The sequence below is a fragment of the Daejeonella oryzae DSM 19973 genome (assembly GCF_000422945.1).
GTDB lineage: Bacteria > Bacteroidota > Bacteroidia > Sphingobacteriales > Sphingobacteriaceae > Daejeonella > Daejeonella oryzae.
Map to the genome: position 1 here is coordinate 142,870 of NZ_AUHA01000002.1, position 17,035 is coordinate 159,904.

Annotated in this window: 19 protein-coding genes and 1 pseudogene; 12 read left to right on the forward strand and 8 right to left on the reverse strand. The window is 36.2% G+C overall.

The window, feature by feature from the left end; genetic code table 11:
• The first annotated feature begins 28 nt into the window (after positions 1–28).
• The 3 genes and pseudogenes from G521_RS0100765 to G521_RS18475 all read left to right on the forward strand — a co-directional run.
• Positions 29–946: a DUF2971 domain-containing protein gene (locus G521_RS0100765; protein ID WP_026896800.1), complete on the forward strand. Its 918-nt coding sequence runs from the start codon at positions 29–31 to the stop codon at positions 944–946.
• A 92-nt stretch (positions 947–1,038) separates the two neighbouring features.
• A complete protein-coding gene (locus G521_RS0100770; RefSeq protein ID WP_155975628.1) occupies positions 1,039–1,752 on the forward strand; it encodes a hypothetical protein in 714 nt (237 codons plus the stop codon).
• A gap of 122 nt (positions 1,753–1,874) precedes the next feature.
• Positions 1,875–2,027 (forward strand): annotated as a pseudogene (locus G521_RS18475) (DUF6602 domain-containing protein); the annotation flags it as partial.
• 495 nt (positions 2,028–2,522) lie between these two features.
• On the opposite strand, the gene G521_RS0100775 reads toward G521_RS18475, so the two are convergent.
• Positions 2,523–2,870 carry a hypothetical protein gene (locus tag G521_RS0100775; RefSeq protein WP_026896802.1) on the reverse strand — a complete coding sequence of 116 codons (348 nt, stop codon included), beginning with the start codon at positions 2,868–2,870 and terminating at the stop codon, positions 2,523–2,525.
• A 201-nt stretch (positions 2,871–3,071) separates the two neighbouring features.
• Between G521_RS0100775 and G521_RS0100780 the strand changes: the two genes are divergently transcribed.
• From G521_RS0100780 to G521_RS0100795, 3 genes are all read left to right on the forward strand, one after another.
• Positions 3,072–3,500 carry a hypothetical protein gene (locus G521_RS0100780; protein WP_162141776.1) on the forward strand — a complete coding sequence of 143 codons (429 nt, stop codon included), beginning with the start codon at positions 3,072–3,074 and terminating at the stop codon, positions 3,498–3,500.
• An 8-nt stretch (positions 3,501–3,508) separates the two neighbouring features.
• Positions 3,509–4,480 (forward strand): DUF3644 domain-containing protein, encoded by a 972-nt coding sequence (locus G521_RS0100785; RefSeq protein WP_026896804.1) that lies wholly within the window; start codon positions 3,509–3,511, stop codon positions 4,478–4,480.
• 638 nt (positions 4,481–5,118) lie between these two features.
• Positions 5,119–5,574, forward strand: a complete 456-nt coding sequence (locus G521_RS0100795; protein ID WP_026896806.1) for a JAB domain-containing protein — start codon at positions 5,119–5,121, stop codon at positions 5,572–5,574.
• 278 nt (positions 5,575–5,852) lie between these two features.
• Here G521_RS0100795 and G521_RS0100800 read toward each other — a convergent pair whose 3' ends face one another.
• Positions 5,853–6,080 (reverse strand): hypothetical protein, encoded by a 228-nt coding sequence (locus G521_RS0100800; RefSeq protein WP_026896807.1) that lies wholly within the window; start codon positions 6,078–6,080, stop codon positions 5,853–5,855.
• 371 nt (positions 6,081–6,451) lie between these two features.
• Between G521_RS0100800 and G521_RS17595 the strand changes: the two genes are divergently transcribed.
• Together G521_RS17595 and G521_RS0100815 are read left to right on the forward strand one after the other, a co-directional pair.
• A complete protein-coding gene (locus G521_RS17595; protein ID WP_051189343.1) occupies positions 6,452–7,123 on the forward strand; it encodes a phosphatase PAP2 family protein in 672 nt (223 codons plus the stop codon).
• Between the two features lie 157 nt (positions 7,124–7,280).
• Complete coding sequence (locus G521_RS0100815; RefSeq protein WP_051189345.1) at positions 7,281–10,079, forward strand: outer membrane beta-barrel protein; 2,799 nt, start codon at positions 7,281–7,283, stop codon at positions 10,077–10,079.
• A 98-nt stretch (positions 10,080–10,177) separates the two neighbouring features.
• On the opposite strand, the gene G521_RS0100820 is transcribed toward G521_RS0100815, so the two are convergent.
• The 6 genes from G521_RS0100820 to acs all read right to left on the reverse strand — a co-directional run bounded on the left by G521_RS0100820 (position 10,178) and on the right by acs (position 15,261).
• Positions 10,178–10,528 (reverse strand): helix-turn-helix domain-containing protein, encoded by a 351-nt coding sequence (locus G521_RS0100820; RefSeq protein WP_036677950.1) that lies wholly within the window; start codon positions 10,526–10,528, stop codon positions 10,178–10,180.
• Positions 10,529–10,651: 123 nt separating this feature from the next.
• Positions 10,652–11,776, reverse strand: coding sequence for a lipid-A-disaccharide synthase (lpxB, locus tag G521_RS0100830; RefSeq protein ID WP_026896810.1), 1,125 nt, complete (start codon positions 11,774–11,776; stop codon positions 10,652–10,654).
• Positions 11,773–12,033: a hypothetical protein gene (locus G521_RS0100835; RefSeq protein ID WP_026896811.1), complete on the reverse strand. Its 261-nt coding sequence runs from the start codon at positions 12,031–12,033 to the stop codon at positions 11,773–11,775. The genes lpxB and G521_RS0100835 overlap by 4 nt, the downstream gene beginning before the upstream one ends.
• Positions 12,023–12,799 (reverse strand): 5'/3'-nucleotidase SurE, encoded by a 777-nt coding sequence (surE, locus tag G521_RS0100840; RefSeq protein ID WP_026896812.1) that lies wholly within the window; start codon positions 12,797–12,799, stop codon positions 12,023–12,025. The genes G521_RS0100835 and surE overlap by 11 nt, the downstream gene beginning before the upstream one ends.
• Positions 12,800–12,998: 199 nt before the next feature.
• Positions 12,999–13,184, reverse strand: a complete 186-nt coding sequence (locus tag G521_RS0100845) for a CsbD family protein (protein ID WP_026896813.1) — start codon at positions 13,182–13,184, stop codon at positions 12,999–13,001.
• A 169-nt stretch (positions 13,185–13,353) separates the two neighbouring features.
• Positions 13,354–15,261, reverse strand: coding sequence for an acetate--CoA ligase (acs, locus tag G521_RS0100850; RefSeq protein ID WP_026896814.1), 1,908 nt, complete (start codon positions 15,259–15,261; stop codon positions 13,354–13,356).
• Positions 15,262–15,401: 140 nt separating this feature from the next.
• On the opposite strand from acs, the gene G521_RS0100855 reads away from it, so the two are divergent.
• The 4 genes from G521_RS0100855 to G521_RS17970 all read left to right on the forward strand — a co-directional run bounded on the left by G521_RS0100855 (position 15,402) and on the right by G521_RS17970 (position 17,007).
• The gene (locus G521_RS0100855; RefSeq protein ID WP_026896815.1) at positions 15,402–16,115 is read left to right on the forward strand and encodes an MORN repeat-containing protein; all 714 of its coding nucleotides are present in this window, start codon (positions 15,402–15,404) and stop codon (positions 16,113–16,115) included.
• 225 nt (positions 16,116–16,340) lie between these two features.
• Entirely contained in the window at positions 16,341–16,574 is a 234-nt protein-coding gene (rpmB, locus tag G521_RS0100860) for a 50S ribosomal protein L28 (protein WP_026896816.1), read from the forward strand.
• A 28-nt stretch (positions 16,575–16,602) separates the two neighbouring features.
• Entirely contained in the window at positions 16,603–16,785 is a 183-nt protein-coding gene (rpmG, locus tag G521_RS0100865; protein ID WP_026896817.1) for a 50S ribosomal protein L33, read from the forward strand.
• 57 nt (positions 16,786–16,842) lie between these two features.
• Complete coding sequence (locus G521_RS17970) at positions 16,843–17,007, forward strand: DUF4295 domain-containing protein (protein ID WP_081674994.1); 165 nt, start codon at positions 16,843–16,845, stop codon at positions 17,005–17,007.
• Positions 17,008–17,035 lie beyond the last annotated feature (28 nt).

The following is a 17,035-nucleotide window of genomic DNA, read 5'->3' on the forward strand; positions in this document are numbered from 1 at the left end:
CATAATCAACTAAAACACTTAATTACTAGTGGAAAAAGCAGAATTCGAAAGCTTAAAATGGATCTTTGACCAAGCGCTACGGCAGGAAATTAACGGTGAATATCCATGGAACAATAATTTAGGTGCCAAAGTAAAATTTCCAGATACGATTTATCATTACACCGATTTAAATGGGTTACTTGGAATATTACTTAATAAATCGTTGTTCGCTACACATTTTTCATTTCTTAACGATTGTAGAGAACTACTTTATTCAAAAGAGGTAGTTAACACATTTATGAAGAACTCAAAGGAGGAATATAGTAGCGCATTTGCAAAAAGTCTAATCCATTTAACTTCTCTAGAATTCAATAGTGTAAATCTAGATGACACTTTTATCACCTGTTTTTCTAGGGATAAAGATTTATTAAGTCAATGGAGAGGTTATTCGAGAAACAACCAAGGCGTTGCAATTGGTTTTAATATGGACTTAAGGAATAGCCTGAGCCCACAGGTAGACATGTCGTACTTCATTGAGTATAACAAATTAAAACAACTGAAAATCCTGAAGGAATTAATTCAAATCTCCTTCGAAACGCTGTCTGAATTGAAAGATGAGTATAAAATTCTACAAACCGAGTTTAGATCTTTATTCTCCTCAACTGTGAGTAATATGTTAAGAGAACATTTAGTTTTGTTCAAAGATGCTAGTTTTTCGGAGGAGAAGGAATATAGAATCACAACCAGGTCTAAGTTGAAAGCTATCAAATATAGAGCTAATAATAAGTACATAATTCCTTATACCGAATTTACATTCACAAAGCGAAATCTTTTACCCATTGAAGAGATTGTTATTGGACCTACTACTAATGCAACTCTAATAGAAGATGGTGTCAGGCGGCTTTTAGAAAGCAATGGCTATATTAATACTAAGGTAATTCAGTCTAAAATTCCCTTTAGAGATTAGATTATACTATTTTCACACTCTATCTCCTTGAGATGTTTTAAAAATGATAGTATTGACTAACTTAGTTATTTCACAATCTTAAAGGCATGCCTATGAAATATGAACTGATAATTGAGATTCTATTAGAAGTAGTTCTTTTTTTAGGTGCATCATACTTAATTTTTTATAAATCTTTTTTAAGTTCATTAGGGACGGAGATAGCCAAGCTGTCAACAGTAGAACAATTAACCAAATTATCTGAAGATGTAAAGAAGGAATTCAATGAAAAAATTGAAAGCTACAAAAATAAATTAAGTGAAGAGTTGGCATTGAAAATAGAACCTATCAAGTCTGAATTAAATAAGAATAACATTACGCATCAAATTCAATTTGGATTCCTTCACCAGGAACGTGCTAAAGTCATTTTGGAGATTTATAAAAGGTTAATAGAGCTACATTCGGCAATGGTTAGCTGGACAGCAACAATGCATCCAGTGATTAAAGACGCTGATGAAGAAAGCCAGCAGCGTACGGATAGAGTAAACATTGCAATAAATGAGTTTAAAAGTTTCTATGTTCATAATAAGCTTTTTTTTCCAAAATCCTTTTGTGATTACATCGACAAAGTGTTTTTGGAATACTGGGATGCTGGATGGGAATTCGGCTACGGTCAAGAAAGAGTTAAGAGTGGGCAGTTAACACCTGACTATTTCAAACATTATACCAAACAAATGAGTAGAATCTCTAAAGAGATCCGTGATAACCTACCTGAAAAAATAGATGAGATTGAGAATAGGTTTAGGAAAATTTTAAATGTTGAAGAATAATGTAAAGTCCCGTGAATAAAATATATCAAGAACTCCTAAAAATTAAAATTGAAGAGTTTTCTAGCCGATATTCTTCTTCTAAAAAAAAATTTCGAGAGCCTTAGTAAAAGAAACAAACTCTTGATCCAGGTGAGTATGGCACATATAGAGAAAATATTTGCAAAAACCTACTGGAATTTACTATTCCCAAAAAATTTCAAATAGGTTCAGGATTCATAATAAACTCATTTAATGCAGTATCGAGTCAACTTGATCAGATTGCAACCGAAGACTAGAAAAAATTATATCATCAATAATCTGCGCCAATTTAAGCTTGTAACCTGAACACTCTCAAAGAAATTGGAACAACCACTGAAATTTATAATCGACAACTAATCCTAAGCTTACTTTTGGTAAGGATACTTAAGCTAATTGCCTTTTAAATGAATAGTCTTAAACTACCTTTTAAAGATGCACATTTTTAAAACTGCGGTATATAAATATAGGAAATGGTTGAAAAATTTGCAGGTTAAAAATTAGACAATCATATATTATCATTAATGATTATGCAAAGTTAGGTTAAGAGCTGCTGAAGTGTCTAAACAATGAAGTTCCAGCTTTTAGCCTCATTTTTATAAAAGGTACCAAGTCGTATTCCTTTTTAAAAGTAGTCCCGAAGTTCTATTTTAGGATTATTCCTAAAAATATTTTTACAACCTCTCAATAGGTAGATCAAGGTCACTTAAAAAAGGAGAAAAAATAATATCTATTGCCCGTTGATTTAGAATTTATTATAAATCTTTCAATTGATCGTTAACCAGTTTTATCTGACGATTTTTCCACTCTTCCAAAAAAAAGTCATAAAGGGATTTTATCTCGTCTTGATAAGCATTTAAAAATTCATTTTCTATATCAACCCCGTTTATTTCAAATTGTATTTGTTGAGTTGAAACATAAAATTTGATAATAATATCTTTTAAAGGATTTAAATCTACAACTATCCATTTCCGGCTATTTGGTACGGGAGGGGTTATTCCATAATTGTAGAACTGAAGTTGCGTACCTCCAGCAACAATAAAGCCCTTCTCTCTTTCTAACAAAATTAGAAGCTTACTAATGCTTTCCGTAGATAATTTCATTTTGTTTTTTTCACTAATTTCCTTAATTTATTATTAAAGGCAAATTAATTCGAATAAGGATTACCGTTCCCTCAGAAATAACTACCGTTCACCCTTTTTCTTTAGAATGTTTAGCTTATTAGATTAACTTGAACCAACAACAGGAGTCACATCTTAACAATGTATGTATTTGGAGCGTCCTCAGAGGATAAATTAAGAAGCTTGATTAAGGAATATAAACTGTTTAAGAAAGATCATACATCGGCATCTAGAGCACTAGATTTATGTAATAACGCTTGGCATATGACTGACTGGGTGTTTAGAGAGTATAAGTCAGTTCACTTGCAACCTACACTTGGCAAGTTCAGGGAAACATTGTACCCTGAATGTAATGCGCTTAAAATAATGCACGATATTGCAAATGGATCCAAACACCTAACTCTTGATTTTGGTCGAGAAAAAGGCGATATTAAAGATACTAGAACCACATACACAGAAGAATTTACCTGCGAATTTACTTCGGAATTTGGCGATACTATTCATCAGGTTGAGCTAAATAATGGATCAATGTTAAACATTCAAGATGAAATTGGACAGGTTGTTTCATTTTGGATAAATTACTTCCACACTAAGTTGGATATCCTGGTATAAAATAGTTCATGGCAGCACGATTAACATGGTCCGTTAAAGAGGAATTACTCATTAAGTCCAGAGAAGCTATGTTATGTGCAGTTCAACTATTTAATAATCCCAGTATTAAATTCAAAGCTGAAGGTTTTATAGTGTTATCCAACATAGCTTGGACTTACTTGATGCATGCATACTATAGAAATGTTAATATTGAGTATAGATATCATACGTTACTAAATGGTAGAAAGAGGTTTGATAGAACTGCACAAGGATCATTTAAATTCTGGGAGCTTGAACGGTGCTTAAACGAAGCACTATGCCCATTGGACAATGTTACTATAGCTAATCTCAAGTTTTTAATCGGCTTAAGACATGAAATAGAGCATCAAATGACAAGTAGGATAGATGAATACTTAAGCTCAAGATTCCAGGCTTGCTGTTTAAACTATAATAAAGCTGTTAAGGATCTGTTTACCCAAAGTTATGGAATAGATAAATACCTATCCTTCTCACTACAATTCTCTACAATTAACGAAGATCATGCTGCGCAGTTAATGCAATTTGACGACCTGCCTCGAAATATATCATCATATATAAACGCATTCGATGGTGAACTCTCAGAGGAGCAATATAATGATGTTAGATACTCTTATAGGGTATTTTACGTACCAAAGTTAGTAAATAGGAAAGGGCAAGCTGATAAAGTGATAGAGTTTATTCCAGCTGATTCTGAAGGTGCTGATCATTTAAACAAAGAGTATGTTATTATAAAGGATAGGGAAAAAAAGAAGCTCTTGCCCACAGCAATATGGCAGTCTATGAAAGAGAAAGGTTTTGTAAAATTTGGACCGCATCAACACACTCAACTTTGGAAAAGAATGAATGCAAAAGCAGATGGCAAACCGTATGGAATATGGGTCGAAAAGACTTGGTACTGGTATGAGAAGTGGATGAATGAAGTACTCAAGCACTGTGAATTAGAGGGTGATCTTTACAAATAATGCGACTAATAAGGTAAATCAATAGAAGAAGATAAATACGATGCCAATCAACTTAGACGAGATTATATCCAGGTATGCTAATATATTAGCTGATGTCGAGCTAGATAAGAACCTTGAAGGACATCTACAAGATGTAGATAACTCTATAATACAGATAAATGAAATCGCAGATCAAGCTTCAGAACATGGTGATCAGGACAGAGGTTACAAGGTTTGTGGATATGAATTATACAGATTAAAGGATTTAATCATACATAAACTCAATTGTAAGAGCTAATATGGTCAAGTGAAATTTGTAACGTAATAATCCATTACTTAAAACGTAACCAGATAATGTAGTCCTATAAATGAATAGTTGGAACTATAACCTCAAAACCATTTTCCTACACTTCATACTAAAGGGTATATAACCCATGTTAATCAAAAAAGTGTAGGTAACTCGGTCAGTTGACTTAACAGAGAATAGACATATATATTATCATTAATGATATACACCAATTTAAGCTTGTAATCTGAACAACGCTTAAAGAAATTCCGGCATAAACCCACATTCCAACCACACAGCCCATTTATTCCGTTGCTTCTTTGCTTAGTTCAGCTTAAAGCTTGGTCATGCTCCATAATTAATTCAAAATATTATGGAAAACCAAATCATGCAGGTTGCCGAGGTGCAACTGATCTACAAGTCAAAGGTTAAAGCTTCCCTAAGACCTAAAATCACTAAGTCACAAGACGCATTTGAAGTGCTTAAGAGCACTTGGAATTACGAAACTATTGAGTTTGTCGAAGAGTTTAAAATGCTTCTCCTGAACAGAGCTAATAGAGTTTTAGGAATAATAGATATTAGTTTAGGAGGAACCGCAGGAACTATTGCAGATCCAAAAGTCATCTTTGCAGCAGCTATAAAAAGTAATGCTTGTGGAATTATCTTAGCACATAATCATCCTTCGGGAAATCTTAATCCAAGTCAGGCAGATATAGATTTGACCAAGAAACTTAAAGCAGGAGGTCAGTTGTTAGATATTGGAGTTTTGGATCATATCATCCTGACATCTGAAGGATTTTACAGTTTCACTGATGAAGGACTGATGTGAAACAAGCAGAATTTGTTAACTTGAATTATTAATAGATGTTTAACCAGGTCAGACTGCACGTAAATTGCACGTAAAAGAATAGATTTTGGAAGTAAATGATGATTTTGAAAAGGTAGGAGCAGATTTAGTTTTGCATGCCATGCAAGCGCTCTAGCCAGCTGAGCTAATCCCCCGTTTGAGAGGTGCAATAATCATCATTTTTATTTCTTAATGCAAATAATCATCTCGCTTTTTACAAATTCACGCGAGCTTATGTTTTTGTAAAGCTTGGGGATAAATTAATTCTTCATCAAATCCAAATCTCCAGCATTCTTAAATTTGTGTTTTACATAATTTACAGCATAAAGTAAACAAAACAAAAACCAAAATAATTGCGAATAAAAGCTTCGGGAGTTAAACAGATTTATACCGTTAAGAAGATCATCTGCATAAGAGTAACCCAAACCAACTATGCCCAGGATGCTCCACAAGAAGATAAATACATTAAAGGGAATGGTGATTTTCATAATTTAAATTTTAATGGTTTCACTAATTTGATAACTCCTTGTAAACGGTTTTAATCCTCCGTTTGATTGAGGATATAATAATCCTCAATTAAAATGCTTTTTGCAAGAAAATGCAGGAGAAAGTTTTCCGGTTTTCGAGAATTAAATTGCGGACTGAAAAAGGGCGTTTAATTACTTTTGGCATTAATTTATCATGACCAGCAAATGATGTTTTGTCATTCTGGAAATTCCAAATCTTCAGCCTCTGGAATTTTATTAAGTTTAGAACTTGCAAAACCTAATAAGATTCCATATAAAACAGGCTTGGAAATTGCTGCAAGGGAAAAATACCCGGAGCTACCAATTTTCATTTTTAACCCGCAGTTTGAATAATGATGAAAAACATAGGAATTAAAATTATAATATTTTCAATTTGTGCAATCATTGCCTTACTGATCCTGCTGAACTGGTCGTCAATTGCACCAAGCTTTCTTCAAAATGATCAGTTAATTCTGCATGAAATAAACAATGGCCGGGTTACTGCATTCGATTCTATCTTCGTTTTTTTAACGAATACTTCCTCTTATGTAGCTTTAGGCGGCACAGCATTGGTATTCTTACTGTCTTTCGTAAAAAAATCTCCCGTATTGAAAAAATGCGGCTGGCAATTGCTCGTCACTTTTCTTTGCGCTTTTATAGTAATCAAAACTTTAAAATACAGCATTAACCGCGAACGCCCTTTCGATACATACACAACTATAGATCAAATAGTAGAAATTGATACCCCTTCCTTTCCTTCGGGACATACATTGGAATCTGCGGCAATGGCTGCTACTGTTGTGTTGCTTTTCAGTAATAAAGCCTTATGGGCATTTGCTATTACCTGGGCCATGTCGGTTGCTTTTTCAAGAATGCTGCTGGGTGTACATTATCCGAGCGATGTACTGGCAGGTATTTCTTTAGGAATTCTGGTGGCCTTCCTTTGTGACTGGTTCTTTCGGAAAAGAATCTCCGCTTATTTCACAGATCATTCTCCCGAAAAATCAGGTAATCAAGCAACCTGATTATTAAGCATTGAGTTTTACTTGTTCTTTGCGTGAGTAATGTTTGCATTTAACAGCTAATAAATTATAGCAATTAAACTATTTATATTATGATCTGTCCAAAACTCGCAGCTGCAAAAACCAATATATTTCCTTATGATTCCGGTCCCTCTTTTAAATGATTAGAATAATTACTTTCCTGGTTCTGGTTTTTATTACCGGCCAGCTCTACGCTCAAAAACCTGTTATTAATTCCCGCGAAATCAGCGGAACTGTTATAGACTCGACTGGCGATGCAGTTATTGGTGCAATTGTAGTATTGACCACAGGTACCGATTCGGTTAAAAGAAGTACTGACATCAGGGGGTTTTTTGAATTTAAAAATACAACGATGGCCCAGTTTACTATTTCGGTTAGAAGTATTGGATATATTAATTACAACAAGCGTTTTTTCTATAATGATGCAAACAGTAAAATCATATTAGATCCCATCGTTTTAAAAGAATCATCTTACCTGCTGAATACGGTAATGATCAACGGAACGCCTGCCATCATCTATAAGGAAGATACAGTTGAATATCGGGCCAGTGATTATATTGTAAAACCAAATGCATCTGCAGAAGACCTGATCAAAAAACTGGAAGGCGTAGAAGTAGCCAATGATGGTACTATTACCCATCAGGGAATAACAGTAACCAGGGCAAAACTTAACGGACGATCACTTGGCGGAGCTGACCTTGCCAATGCGCTTCAGAATTTACCTGCCGATATTATCGAGAAAATGCAAATGGTAGATGATTACGGTGATCAGGCTGCCCGTACTGGCATTAAAGATGGCGATCCGGACCGGATATTAAATATTGTGACCCGGGCAGACCGTTCTGTGGGCAACCGCTTGCAGGCTGCGGCAGGTTTGGGTACAAATGAGCGCTACAATACCCGATTAAATATAACCCGGCTGAACGGAAATCAGCAGGTTTTAGTCAGGGGAAATATTAATAATACCGTACTTGGAGTAGCGGCAAATAACAATCAGGGAAGTGATTTTTCATCAGGCAAACCAAACGGAAATGCGGGCGGTGGCGGACAGGCCAATACCGGAATACCGGGTAGTAATCAAAACGGAAGCGGTGGTTTGAGTACCGCAGGCGGAACAACCATCAGCTATGCGGATAAATGGAATAAAAAACTGGATTTTAATGGAAGCTATTCTTTCAACGGAAATAATACCAATACGCTTATTAATAGCCTGACCACACAATCATCGCAGAAATTTAATGGCGATATATTTATTAAAAATGATGGAACAACAGAGAAGGATAATTTTTCGCACAGATTAAGTGGCCAGTTAAAATACGAGCTCGACAGCGCCAACTTTTTGCAGTTTAGCCCCTCTTTATCGTTTGCATCTTCCGGAAATTCTAATTTTTCAACCATCAATCAAACCGGGGCCATTCTTCAAAGTCGGGTAAATGAAACAGGCACTAAGAACCAGGCACCGGGTTACGCATTTACCACTCTTTACAGCCATAATTTTCTAAAAAAAGGACGTGTGTTTTCTGCCCAATTCGTTCTTAATTCTACATTTAATGAACGCGATAGAACAACCGAGAATGCCTATCAATTTTACGATCCGGTAAGCGGAAATTTCCTGAAAGACTCTATCGCCAACCTGCTGATTAATACCGGCAATAACAGCAAAAATTACCGCAGCAGTATTACTTTTTCTGAGCCAATAACTGCTACTTCCAGAATCGAATTCAACGGGCAGGTTAATAAAAGAATTTATGACAACAGCCAGATCACAGAGAATTTTATAAATGGAGAATTTCAAAGATCAGAGTCACTGAGTAAAATATTCAATTATTCTTTTGCCGAACAGCGCTACGCATTAAATTACAGGTATTTAAAAGGAAAATACAATGTTTCACTGGGCCTGACTGCGGTTCCGGCTGTATTATCCGGCTTTTCAGAAACGCTCAATACCTCTACCCAGCGCAGCAGTTTTAATATCATTCCAATCGCAAGGGCCGAGTACAAGTGGAGCCGCCAGAAAAGATTTAACATCAATTATACCGGGAGCCCGCAGGAGCCCACATTTGATCAAATTCAGGATGTACCCGATGTAAGTAATCCCCAAAATATTATTTACGGTAATCCGGATTTAAAGGCGCAATTCAGGCACAGCATCAGCACCTCGTTTAATAATTATTTGCCAAACTCAAAGCTGAACTTTTCTGTGAATGCGCAGGCAAGCTTAACAGAAAATAAAGTGATCCGCAATACGGTGGAGTTAGACCAAAGCCGCGGTTCTCGGGCAACATATTTTGTGAATTCAGATGGCGATTATTCTGCCGGAGGAAATTATAATTTATCCAAGCCGTTTTTAAACCGTAAATATCAGGTAGCCTTAAACGGAACCTTGAATTTCACAAATTCTGTATCTCGTCTAAATAGTCTGGTAAACATTTCTAAAGTTATGTTTATTAACCAGCGTTTGGGAATACAGTTATATCCCACTAAATGGTTTGAACTAAGTCCAAACATTCGTTACAGTTATCTTAAATCCAATTTTAGCTTAACTGATAATGACAGCCAAACCAAAACCCGGGCCCTGAGTGTAGAAGGCAGGGTAGATTTTCTGGAAGGGTTCTTTTTGGAATATAATTTCAGCAAAAATTATGTAAGCGGCATCAATGCAAACGTGAGCAATAATCCATTCATCATCAATTCATCGCTCTCAAAGGATTTTTTTAAAAAGAAGGGAACTATCCAACTGCAAGCATTTGACGTTTTAAATCAGAATAATTTTATTATCCGCAGCATTGGTGACAATTCCTTTACGGATGTAAAAAGTAATGCGCTGAGCCGGTACTTTATGCTGAATTTTACTATGAGGCTACAAAAATGGTCAGGAGCGCCGGGTAAAGGCGGAAAACAAATGAAGCGCAGGGGCGATGGTAATTTTATAGATTAACAAGATTTCCGGTATCCAACTATGGTTTAACTATATGCAGTTTATTCTGCAAATAGTTAAACTATAAATTCGGTTCTAATCTACTAGAGATTTATTTGTTAATTATTTTTAACAAGTAAGGCGTTATATTTTTCGAGAAGTTCAATGTATTTGCACATCCAGTACTGATAGGTTTCAGCATTCTCATTTTCAGACCTTTGCATTGACATTGTTACATCTTCAATGATCTTCAAATCAGGGCCGCTTAATGCGCTTGAGAATTCTAGCGAGAAATCATGCCCCAGGTTGTGGCCAATTTTGCCGATTAATTTGCTTGGTAAAGTTTCCTGATTAAACCAGTTATATAAGGTTCTTCTGTTCACGTTCAATTTTCTGGACAGGGAACTAATAGATACGTTTTTTCTACGAACAACTTTTTCGATAATAGAACCGGCATGAACTGTTGACATAAGTGAATAGATTATTATGTTTTAAAATAAATGAATTCTGTTCAAAACAATTTCTGTTCCAAATCCGTTAAAGCCGCGGATTATATTCAAAAAAGAAAGCGATTTTTTTATCTCAGCAGAAAGTTATAAATCAATTTCGTGAGGCCGGAGATAGCTAACCATTAATTTTGCGGTGCGCTCGGATGCGCCCGATTCTCCCACTTTTTCAGCCAGAATATCGTAATTGATCAGCATCCGGGTACGGTATAAATGATCATGCAACACCAGATCTAACTCCTGCCCTATTTTCAGGGGATTACAGTCAGACTGAATAAGCTCTTTCACAATTTCTTCATCCATAATAAGATTTGCCAGCGAAATGAACTTGATTTTAACCAGCATTCGGGCAATAGCCACCGAAAAAGCATTTCCTTTATACACCACAACTTGCGGAGTTTTGAGGAGCGCAGTTTCAAGAGTCGCTGTCCCGGAAGTAACAATGGCCGCCCTGGAATTAACCAGCAGATTATATGTATTATTAAAGATCACAGGAATATCCCTGTTCTTTAAAAAAGGAAGATACATATCCTTGGTAAAGCTTGGTGCGCCAGCAATTACAAACTGGTATTCTGGAAACTGTTCTGCAACGGCAATCATTTCGGGCAGCACTTTCTCCAGTTCCTGAATCCGGCTTCCGGGCAGCAGAGCAACCACGGGCTTTACATTCAGGTTGTATTTTATTTTAAATTCATCATCAATTTCATTTGCCTCGATAGCATCTAAAAGAGGATTCCCGACGTAATCTACATCCATTCCCCAACTTTTATAAAAATTCACCTCGAAAGGAAGAATACAAAACATGTGGTCCACCACTTTCTTAATATTCAGAACCCTCTTTTGATTCCAGGCCCAAACTTTGGGAGAAATGTAGTACAAAACTTTTATTCCCTGCTTTTTAGCAAATGAGGCAATTTTTAAATTAAATCCGGGGAAATCAATCAGGATCAATGCATCGGGGTTAAAAGAAAGAATATCACGCTTGGCAAATTCCAGGTTTTTATAGATAGTGCTGATATTTGCTATCACTTCTATGAAACCCATAAAAGCCATATCCGAGTAATGCTTGGCCAGCGTACCTCCTTCTGCCTGCATCAGATCGCCACCAAAATACCTAAATTCGGCATGTTCATCTTCCCGCTTTAATGATTTCATCAGATTTGCTCCGTGAAGATCTCCTGAAGCTTCGCCGGAGATGAGATAATATTTCATGATCTTGATTTATAAATAAAGATAGCAAAGGCACAAACAAAAGTCATAGCAATTATTCCTCTTGCAGTTTGTTCTTTTCCTTTTCCATAATACAATCTAACCAATAACAGATTAGAAGCTACGGTTAGTATATATAAAAGATGGTTTTTATCCTGAAACTGGATATCCTTTTTTAAAATCTCTACCAAATAAATTGCGGCAACCGGCAGCATCAAACCAAGCAGAGAACCAAACCAGGCACTGTCTTTATTCAACATTAAAATCCCAGCTGTTTAAGGTTTGTATTGCATGATGAGCAGTCATATCAAACTGGACAGGAACTACAGATACGTAGTTATTATCTAAGGCCCAAACATCTGTATCTTCACCATGGTCGTTATTTTGGAATTTTCCGGTTAACCAGTAGTAATTACGCTTATGCGGATCTATACGTTCATCAAATTCTTCGGCCCATTTTGCATTAGCCTGTCTGCAGACCTTAATTCCTTTAATAGCATTGCCATTCGGGAAATTAACATTTAATAAAGTTCCCAACTGTAAACCGTGATCTAATACCTGCTCCACAATGGCTTTTATAAACTTTTTGCAAGGATTGAAATCAGCATCATAGGCAAAATCATCAAGGGAAAAACCGATGGAAGGAATGCTTTCAATGGCGCCTTCTACCGCAGCCGACATGGTACCCGAATAAATCACATTGATGGATTGATTAAGTCCGTGATTAATTCCCGACACGCATAAATCTGGTTTCTGACCTTTAAAAATCTGGTTAACTGCCAGCTTTACGCAATCCACGGGCGTACCGGATGATTTATACATTTCAACACCTTCGTACAAATGCACTTTATCAAGCCGTAGAGGTTTGGCAATAGTAATGGCGTGGCCCATTCCAGATTGCGGACTATCGGGAGCTACCACCGTTACTTCTCCAAGTTCCTGCATTACTTCAATTAAAGCCCTGATGCCGGGCGCATCAATACCATCATCGTTGACTACTAAAATTCTTGGTTTTACTTTTTTCATTCTTTAAATTATTTCTGGAAACAAGAGATAGAAACCAGCAAGGCTTTAATTATTCATGGCGATTTCACACGCCGAAATTACAAAAAGAAGCCGGAAGATGCTGTTCTGCCGGCTTGGTAATAAATACTATTTATACTTTGATCTGCTAAAATCAAAAAAGGAGAGCTGATATTCAGTTCTCCTTTTTTGGTTTGGTATATTATAAGCTTCTCAGCCAGTCGATAACTCCTTCGCGGGTTTTCCCTGTTTTTTGTTGCAGGCGTCCGTAAAGTTCATCTTCTTTTCCTTCTTCATAGGTTAAATCATCATCAGTCATATCTGCATAAGACTGCTTAACTTTACCTTTTAACTCGTTCCATTTTCCTTTTAATTCTAACTTATCCATGAGTTTTAAATTTTAGTTCAAATTTAATTAGTTGTATAGAAATAACCTGATAACTGACCATAAGTTTTAAAGATTATTAAAAAACAAATTACCTTTCTGTTTATCAATACTTTACAAAAATCTTTTTTGCAACATTTTAAAATCACCTTAACTATTGAAAAATAATCCTTTATAAAGCTCCCTGAATAATATCTTCGACAACAGATGGATCAAGCAAGGTAGATGTATCTCCTAAACTGGAAAATTCTTTTTCAGAAATCTTGCGCAAAATCCTCCTCATAATCTTTCCTGATCTGGTTTTTGGCAATCCACTAACAAATTGAATTTTGTCGGGCTTTGCAATTGCCCCGATAATACGTGTTACAGTTTGAAGGATATCCTGCTTTGTTAACTCATGATCATGCAGAGAAACATCCAGAATAACAAAGGCATAAATTCCCTGCCCTTTTATATCATGAGGATAACCTACCACTGCGCTTTCAATAACATCTGCATGCATATTGATTGCGTTTTCTACTTCCGCCGTACCAATACGGTGCCCTGAAACATTTATCACATCGTCTACACGACCCGTAATTTTGTAGAATCCGTCCTGGTCTCTCAGGCAGCCGTCTCCTGTAAAATATAAATTCGGGTAAGTTGCAAAATAATTTGTGCGGTTTCTTTCATGGTCTCCATACGTTGTACGAATTATTCCGGGCCATGGAAATTTGATACATAAATTTCCGCTCACTCCATTGCCTTCAATTTCCATCCCGTTTTCATCTACCAAAATCGGCTGAACTCCCGGAATGGGAAGAGATGCATACCCAGGTTTCAAAGGTGTTACTCCGGCAATTGCCGAGATCATTATGCCTCCGGTTTCTGTTTGCCACCAGGTATCTACAATGGGGCATTTACCTTTTCCGATTTTCTGATCGTACCAATGCCAGGCCTCCTCATTAATTGGCTCGCCTACAGAACCTAATGTTTTTAACGAACTCAGGTCCTTATTTTTTAATGGTTCATCACCAAAACTCATCAGAGAACGAATTGCAGTTGGGGCTGTGTAAATGATATCAACTTTATACTTATCTACAATATCCCAGAAACGACCGGCATCGGGCCAAGTAGGAATTCCTTCGAACATGAGCGTAGTTGCTCCCTGGGAAAGCGGACCATAAACGATATACGAATGACCTGTAATCCATCCTATATCTGCCGTGCAGAAATGGATCTGATTGGGTTGATACTGGAATACGGTCTTAAAGGTATATCCTGTGTACACCATATAGCCTCCGCAGGTATGAACCACTCCTTTGGGCTTTCCGGTAGAACCGGAAGTATACAATATAAATAGAGGATCTTCGGCATCCATTGGTTCTGCCGGGAAGTCTGGATTGCCATGAGTTTCAACTTTTCTTATTTCATCTTCCCACCATACATCGCGTCCTTTAATCATCGAAACCGGAATTCTGCTGCGGGTAAGAACAATTACTTTACCAACAGACCGGCATTGAACAAGAGCATCATCTATTATATTTTTCAGAGGAAATTCTTTGCTTCCTCTAAAACCACCATCAGAAGTAATAATTAAAGAGCATTGTGCATCATTAATACGGTCGGCAATGGATTGGGCAGAAAATCCTCCAAATACTACCGAATGTATAGCTCCAATCCGGGCACATGCCAGTACAGCAATAGCCAATTCCGGAACCATAGGCATGTAAAGACAAATTCTGTCACCTTTCTTTACTCCATTATTTTTTAATACATGTGAAAACTGGCATACTTTAAAATGAAGTTCTTTATAACTTAATTTTCTAAAATGCTCTTCCGGATCATTAGGCTCCCAGATTATGGCTGTTTTGTCCGCATCTTTTTCAAGATGCCTGTCCAGGCAGTTTTCGGTAATATTTAATTTCGCTCCTTGAAACCACTTGATATCCGCTTTAGCGAAATCCCATTCTAAAACTTTATCCCACTTTTTTTGCCAGTAATAATCGTCTGCAACCGCAGCCCAGAATCCTTCCGGATCCTTAGTGCTGAAATCGTAAATACGATTATAATCTTCAATAGTATGTATGTTCAAATCCATGATTGTTTTTTTGAATTGATGCCCAATTTATAAAGAATGTACTGTTTAAATAAATCGTAATATAGTTTATCCCTGCAAAATACAGCATAGTTGAAATATGTTTTTTAACTTTAAGTACAGGTTATTTAAACATCAGAATCATGAATTTGGATAAAAAACTTTTTCCTTTACTGATTTTAATTTCAATTACACTCAGGTTGTCTGCTCAGGAAACCTGTAAGGTATTGGTACCCGAGTTATCAGGAAAATATGAGGGTGACTGCAAAAAAGGAAAGGCCTCCGGCAATGGGAAAGCTGAAGGTGTGGATTTATATGACGGAGAATTTAAAGAAGGTTTACCTGATGGAAAAGGAGTTTATCAATGGAAAAATGGCAATACCTACAATGGGTTCTGGCTTAAAGGCAAAAAACAGGGCTCCGGTTCAATGACCTATAAAAGGGCAGGTAAAAAAGACAGCATTGTAACCGGTTTCTGGCAAAAAGATGTGTATGCAGGTTTATATGAAAAGCCATTTATAATTTATTCCAGATCCAGCCAGATTGCAAAAATCAGCATCAATAAAAATAATAAAGACAACACCAATAATATTATAATAGAAGTTCAGAATACAACAGCCGGAACAGCAAGTGTAAGCAGCGGAGTTCAGTCAAAACCTCAAATTACCGACATTTTGCTGCGACGAGGTAATTTCTTACAAATAAATCAGGGTTTGGCCGGACCAAAATCTACTGTTCAGCAATTGAATAAGGTTGATTTTCCCTTCAGGGCTGTATTCAGGTTTGGAAGCCAGGAGGCTGATATTGAAATTCTGGAACCCGGAAACTGGAAGATATTTGTAAATCTGAACAATTAAGAAGTGACAATCTGCTATGAGATCAAATTATTCAGATTCTACATATAATTCAGAACATGTAATCAGGAGGTTGGTATAGCGTTTTTCGAAACAAAACTTTGCACCTTCAACTATAATTTAATAATTAAAAACAATATTAAAAATTGTGTTGCTCGTTATCAATATTATTCTGATATTTGCAAACTCTTTAAGAACTGAATTTTTATAACGCAACACAATATAGTCATGTCAAGAATTTGTGATTTAACAGGAAAAATGGCCATGAATGGTTTCAACGTTTCCAATTCAAACGTAAAAACCAAGCGTAAGTTTTATCCTAACCTGAAGGTAAAAAAGTTTTTCATACCTGAAGAAAACAGATGGATTACATTAAAAGTTAGCACATCGGCTATCAGAACCATCTCTAAAAACGGAATTACTCCGGTAATTAACAAATTCCTTAAAAAGGGATTTATATAACAATAACGAATAGCAAAATAATATTATAATGGCTAAGAAAGGCAATAGAGTTCAGGTTATTTTAGAGTGCACTGAGCATAAAGAAACCGGAATGGCGGGTATGTCTCGTTATGTAACCACCAAGAACAAGAAAAATACTACTGAGCGTTTAGAATTGAAAAAATTTAACCCGGTATTGAGAAAAGTAACTGTTCATAAGGAAATTAAGTAACATTTGGTAATTGCAGGATTTCATAAGAATCCGGTTTTTTACATAAAATAATATACAATGGCAAAGAAAGTAGTTGCAACCCTAAAAACAGGTGCAGGTAAAGAATATTCAAAAGTGATTACCATGACTAAGTCTCCTAAAACCGGAGCTTATTCATTCAAAGAATTAATCGTTCACAATGATCACGTGAAAGATGCTATCGCGGTAGCAAAAAATTCTTAATACTATTTAGAATGAAATTTTGAAGCCG

Excerpts from the sequence above, each read along its gene's own strand:
- G521_RS0100775 (WP_026896802.1), bottom strand. The coding sequence starts at position 2,870 with ATGAAATTATCTACGGAAAGCATTAGTAAGCTTCTAATTTTGTTAGAA.
- surE (WP_026896812.1), bottom strand. The coding sequence starts at position 12,799 with ATGAAAAAAGTAAAACCAAGAATTTTAGTAGTCAACGATGATGGTATT.
- G521_RS0100815 (WP_051189345.1), top strand. The coding sequence starts at position 7,281 with ATGATTAGAATAATTACTTTCCTGGTTCTGGTTTTTATTACCGGCCAG.
- rpmG (WP_026896817.1), top strand. The coding sequence starts at position 16,603 with ATGGCTAAGAAAGGCAATAGAGTTCAGGTTATTTTAGAGTGCACTGAG.
- rpmB (WP_026896816.1), top strand. The coding sequence starts at position 16,341 with ATGTCAAGAATTTGTGATTTAACAGGAAAAATGGCCATGAATGGTTTC.
- G521_RS0100795 (WP_026896806.1), top strand. The coding sequence starts at position 5,119 with ATGGAAAACCAAATCATGCAGGTTGCCGAGGTGCAACTGATCTACAAG.
- G521_RS17970 (WP_081674994.1), top strand. The coding sequence starts at position 16,843 with ATGGCAAAGAAAGTAGTTGCAACCCTAAAAACAGGTGCAGGTAAAGAA.
- lpxB (WP_026896810.1), bottom strand. The coding sequence starts at position 11,776 with ATGAAATATTATCTCATCTCCGGCGAAGCTTCAGGAGATCTTCACGGA.
- G521_RS17595 (WP_051189343.1), top strand. The coding sequence starts at position 6,452 with ATGATGAAAAACATAGGAATTAAAATTATAATATTTTCAATTTGTGCA.
- G521_RS0100835 (WP_026896811.1), bottom strand. The coding sequence starts at position 12,033 with ATGTTGAATAAAGACAGTGCCTGGTTTGGTTCTCTGCTTGGTTTGATG.
- G521_RS0100855 (WP_026896815.1), top strand. The coding sequence starts at position 15,402 with ATGAATTTGGATAAAAAACTTTTTCCTTTACTGATTTTAATTTCAATT.
- G521_RS0100800 (WP_026896807.1), bottom strand. The coding sequence starts at position 6,080 with ATGAAAATCACCATTCCCTTTAATGTATTTATCTTCTTGTGGAGCATC.
- G521_RS0100845 (WP_026896813.1), bottom strand. The coding sequence starts at position 13,184 with ATGGATAAGTTAGAATTAAAAGGAAAATGGAACGAGTTAAAAGGTAAA.
- acs (WP_026896814.1), bottom strand. The coding sequence starts at position 15,261 with ATGGATTTGAACATACATACTATTGAAGATTATAATCGTATTTACGAT.
- G521_RS0100770 (WP_155975628.1), top strand. The coding sequence starts at position 1,039 with ATGAAATATGAACTGATAATTGAGATTCTATTAGAAGTAGTTCTTTTT.
- G521_RS0100785 (WP_026896804.1), top strand. The coding sequence starts at position 3,509 with ATGGCAGCACGATTAACATGGTCCGTTAAAGAGGAATTACTCATTAAG.
- G521_RS0100820 (WP_036677950.1), bottom strand. The coding sequence starts at position 10,528 with ATGTCAACAGTTCATGCCGGTTCTATTATCGAAAAAGTTGTTCGTAGA.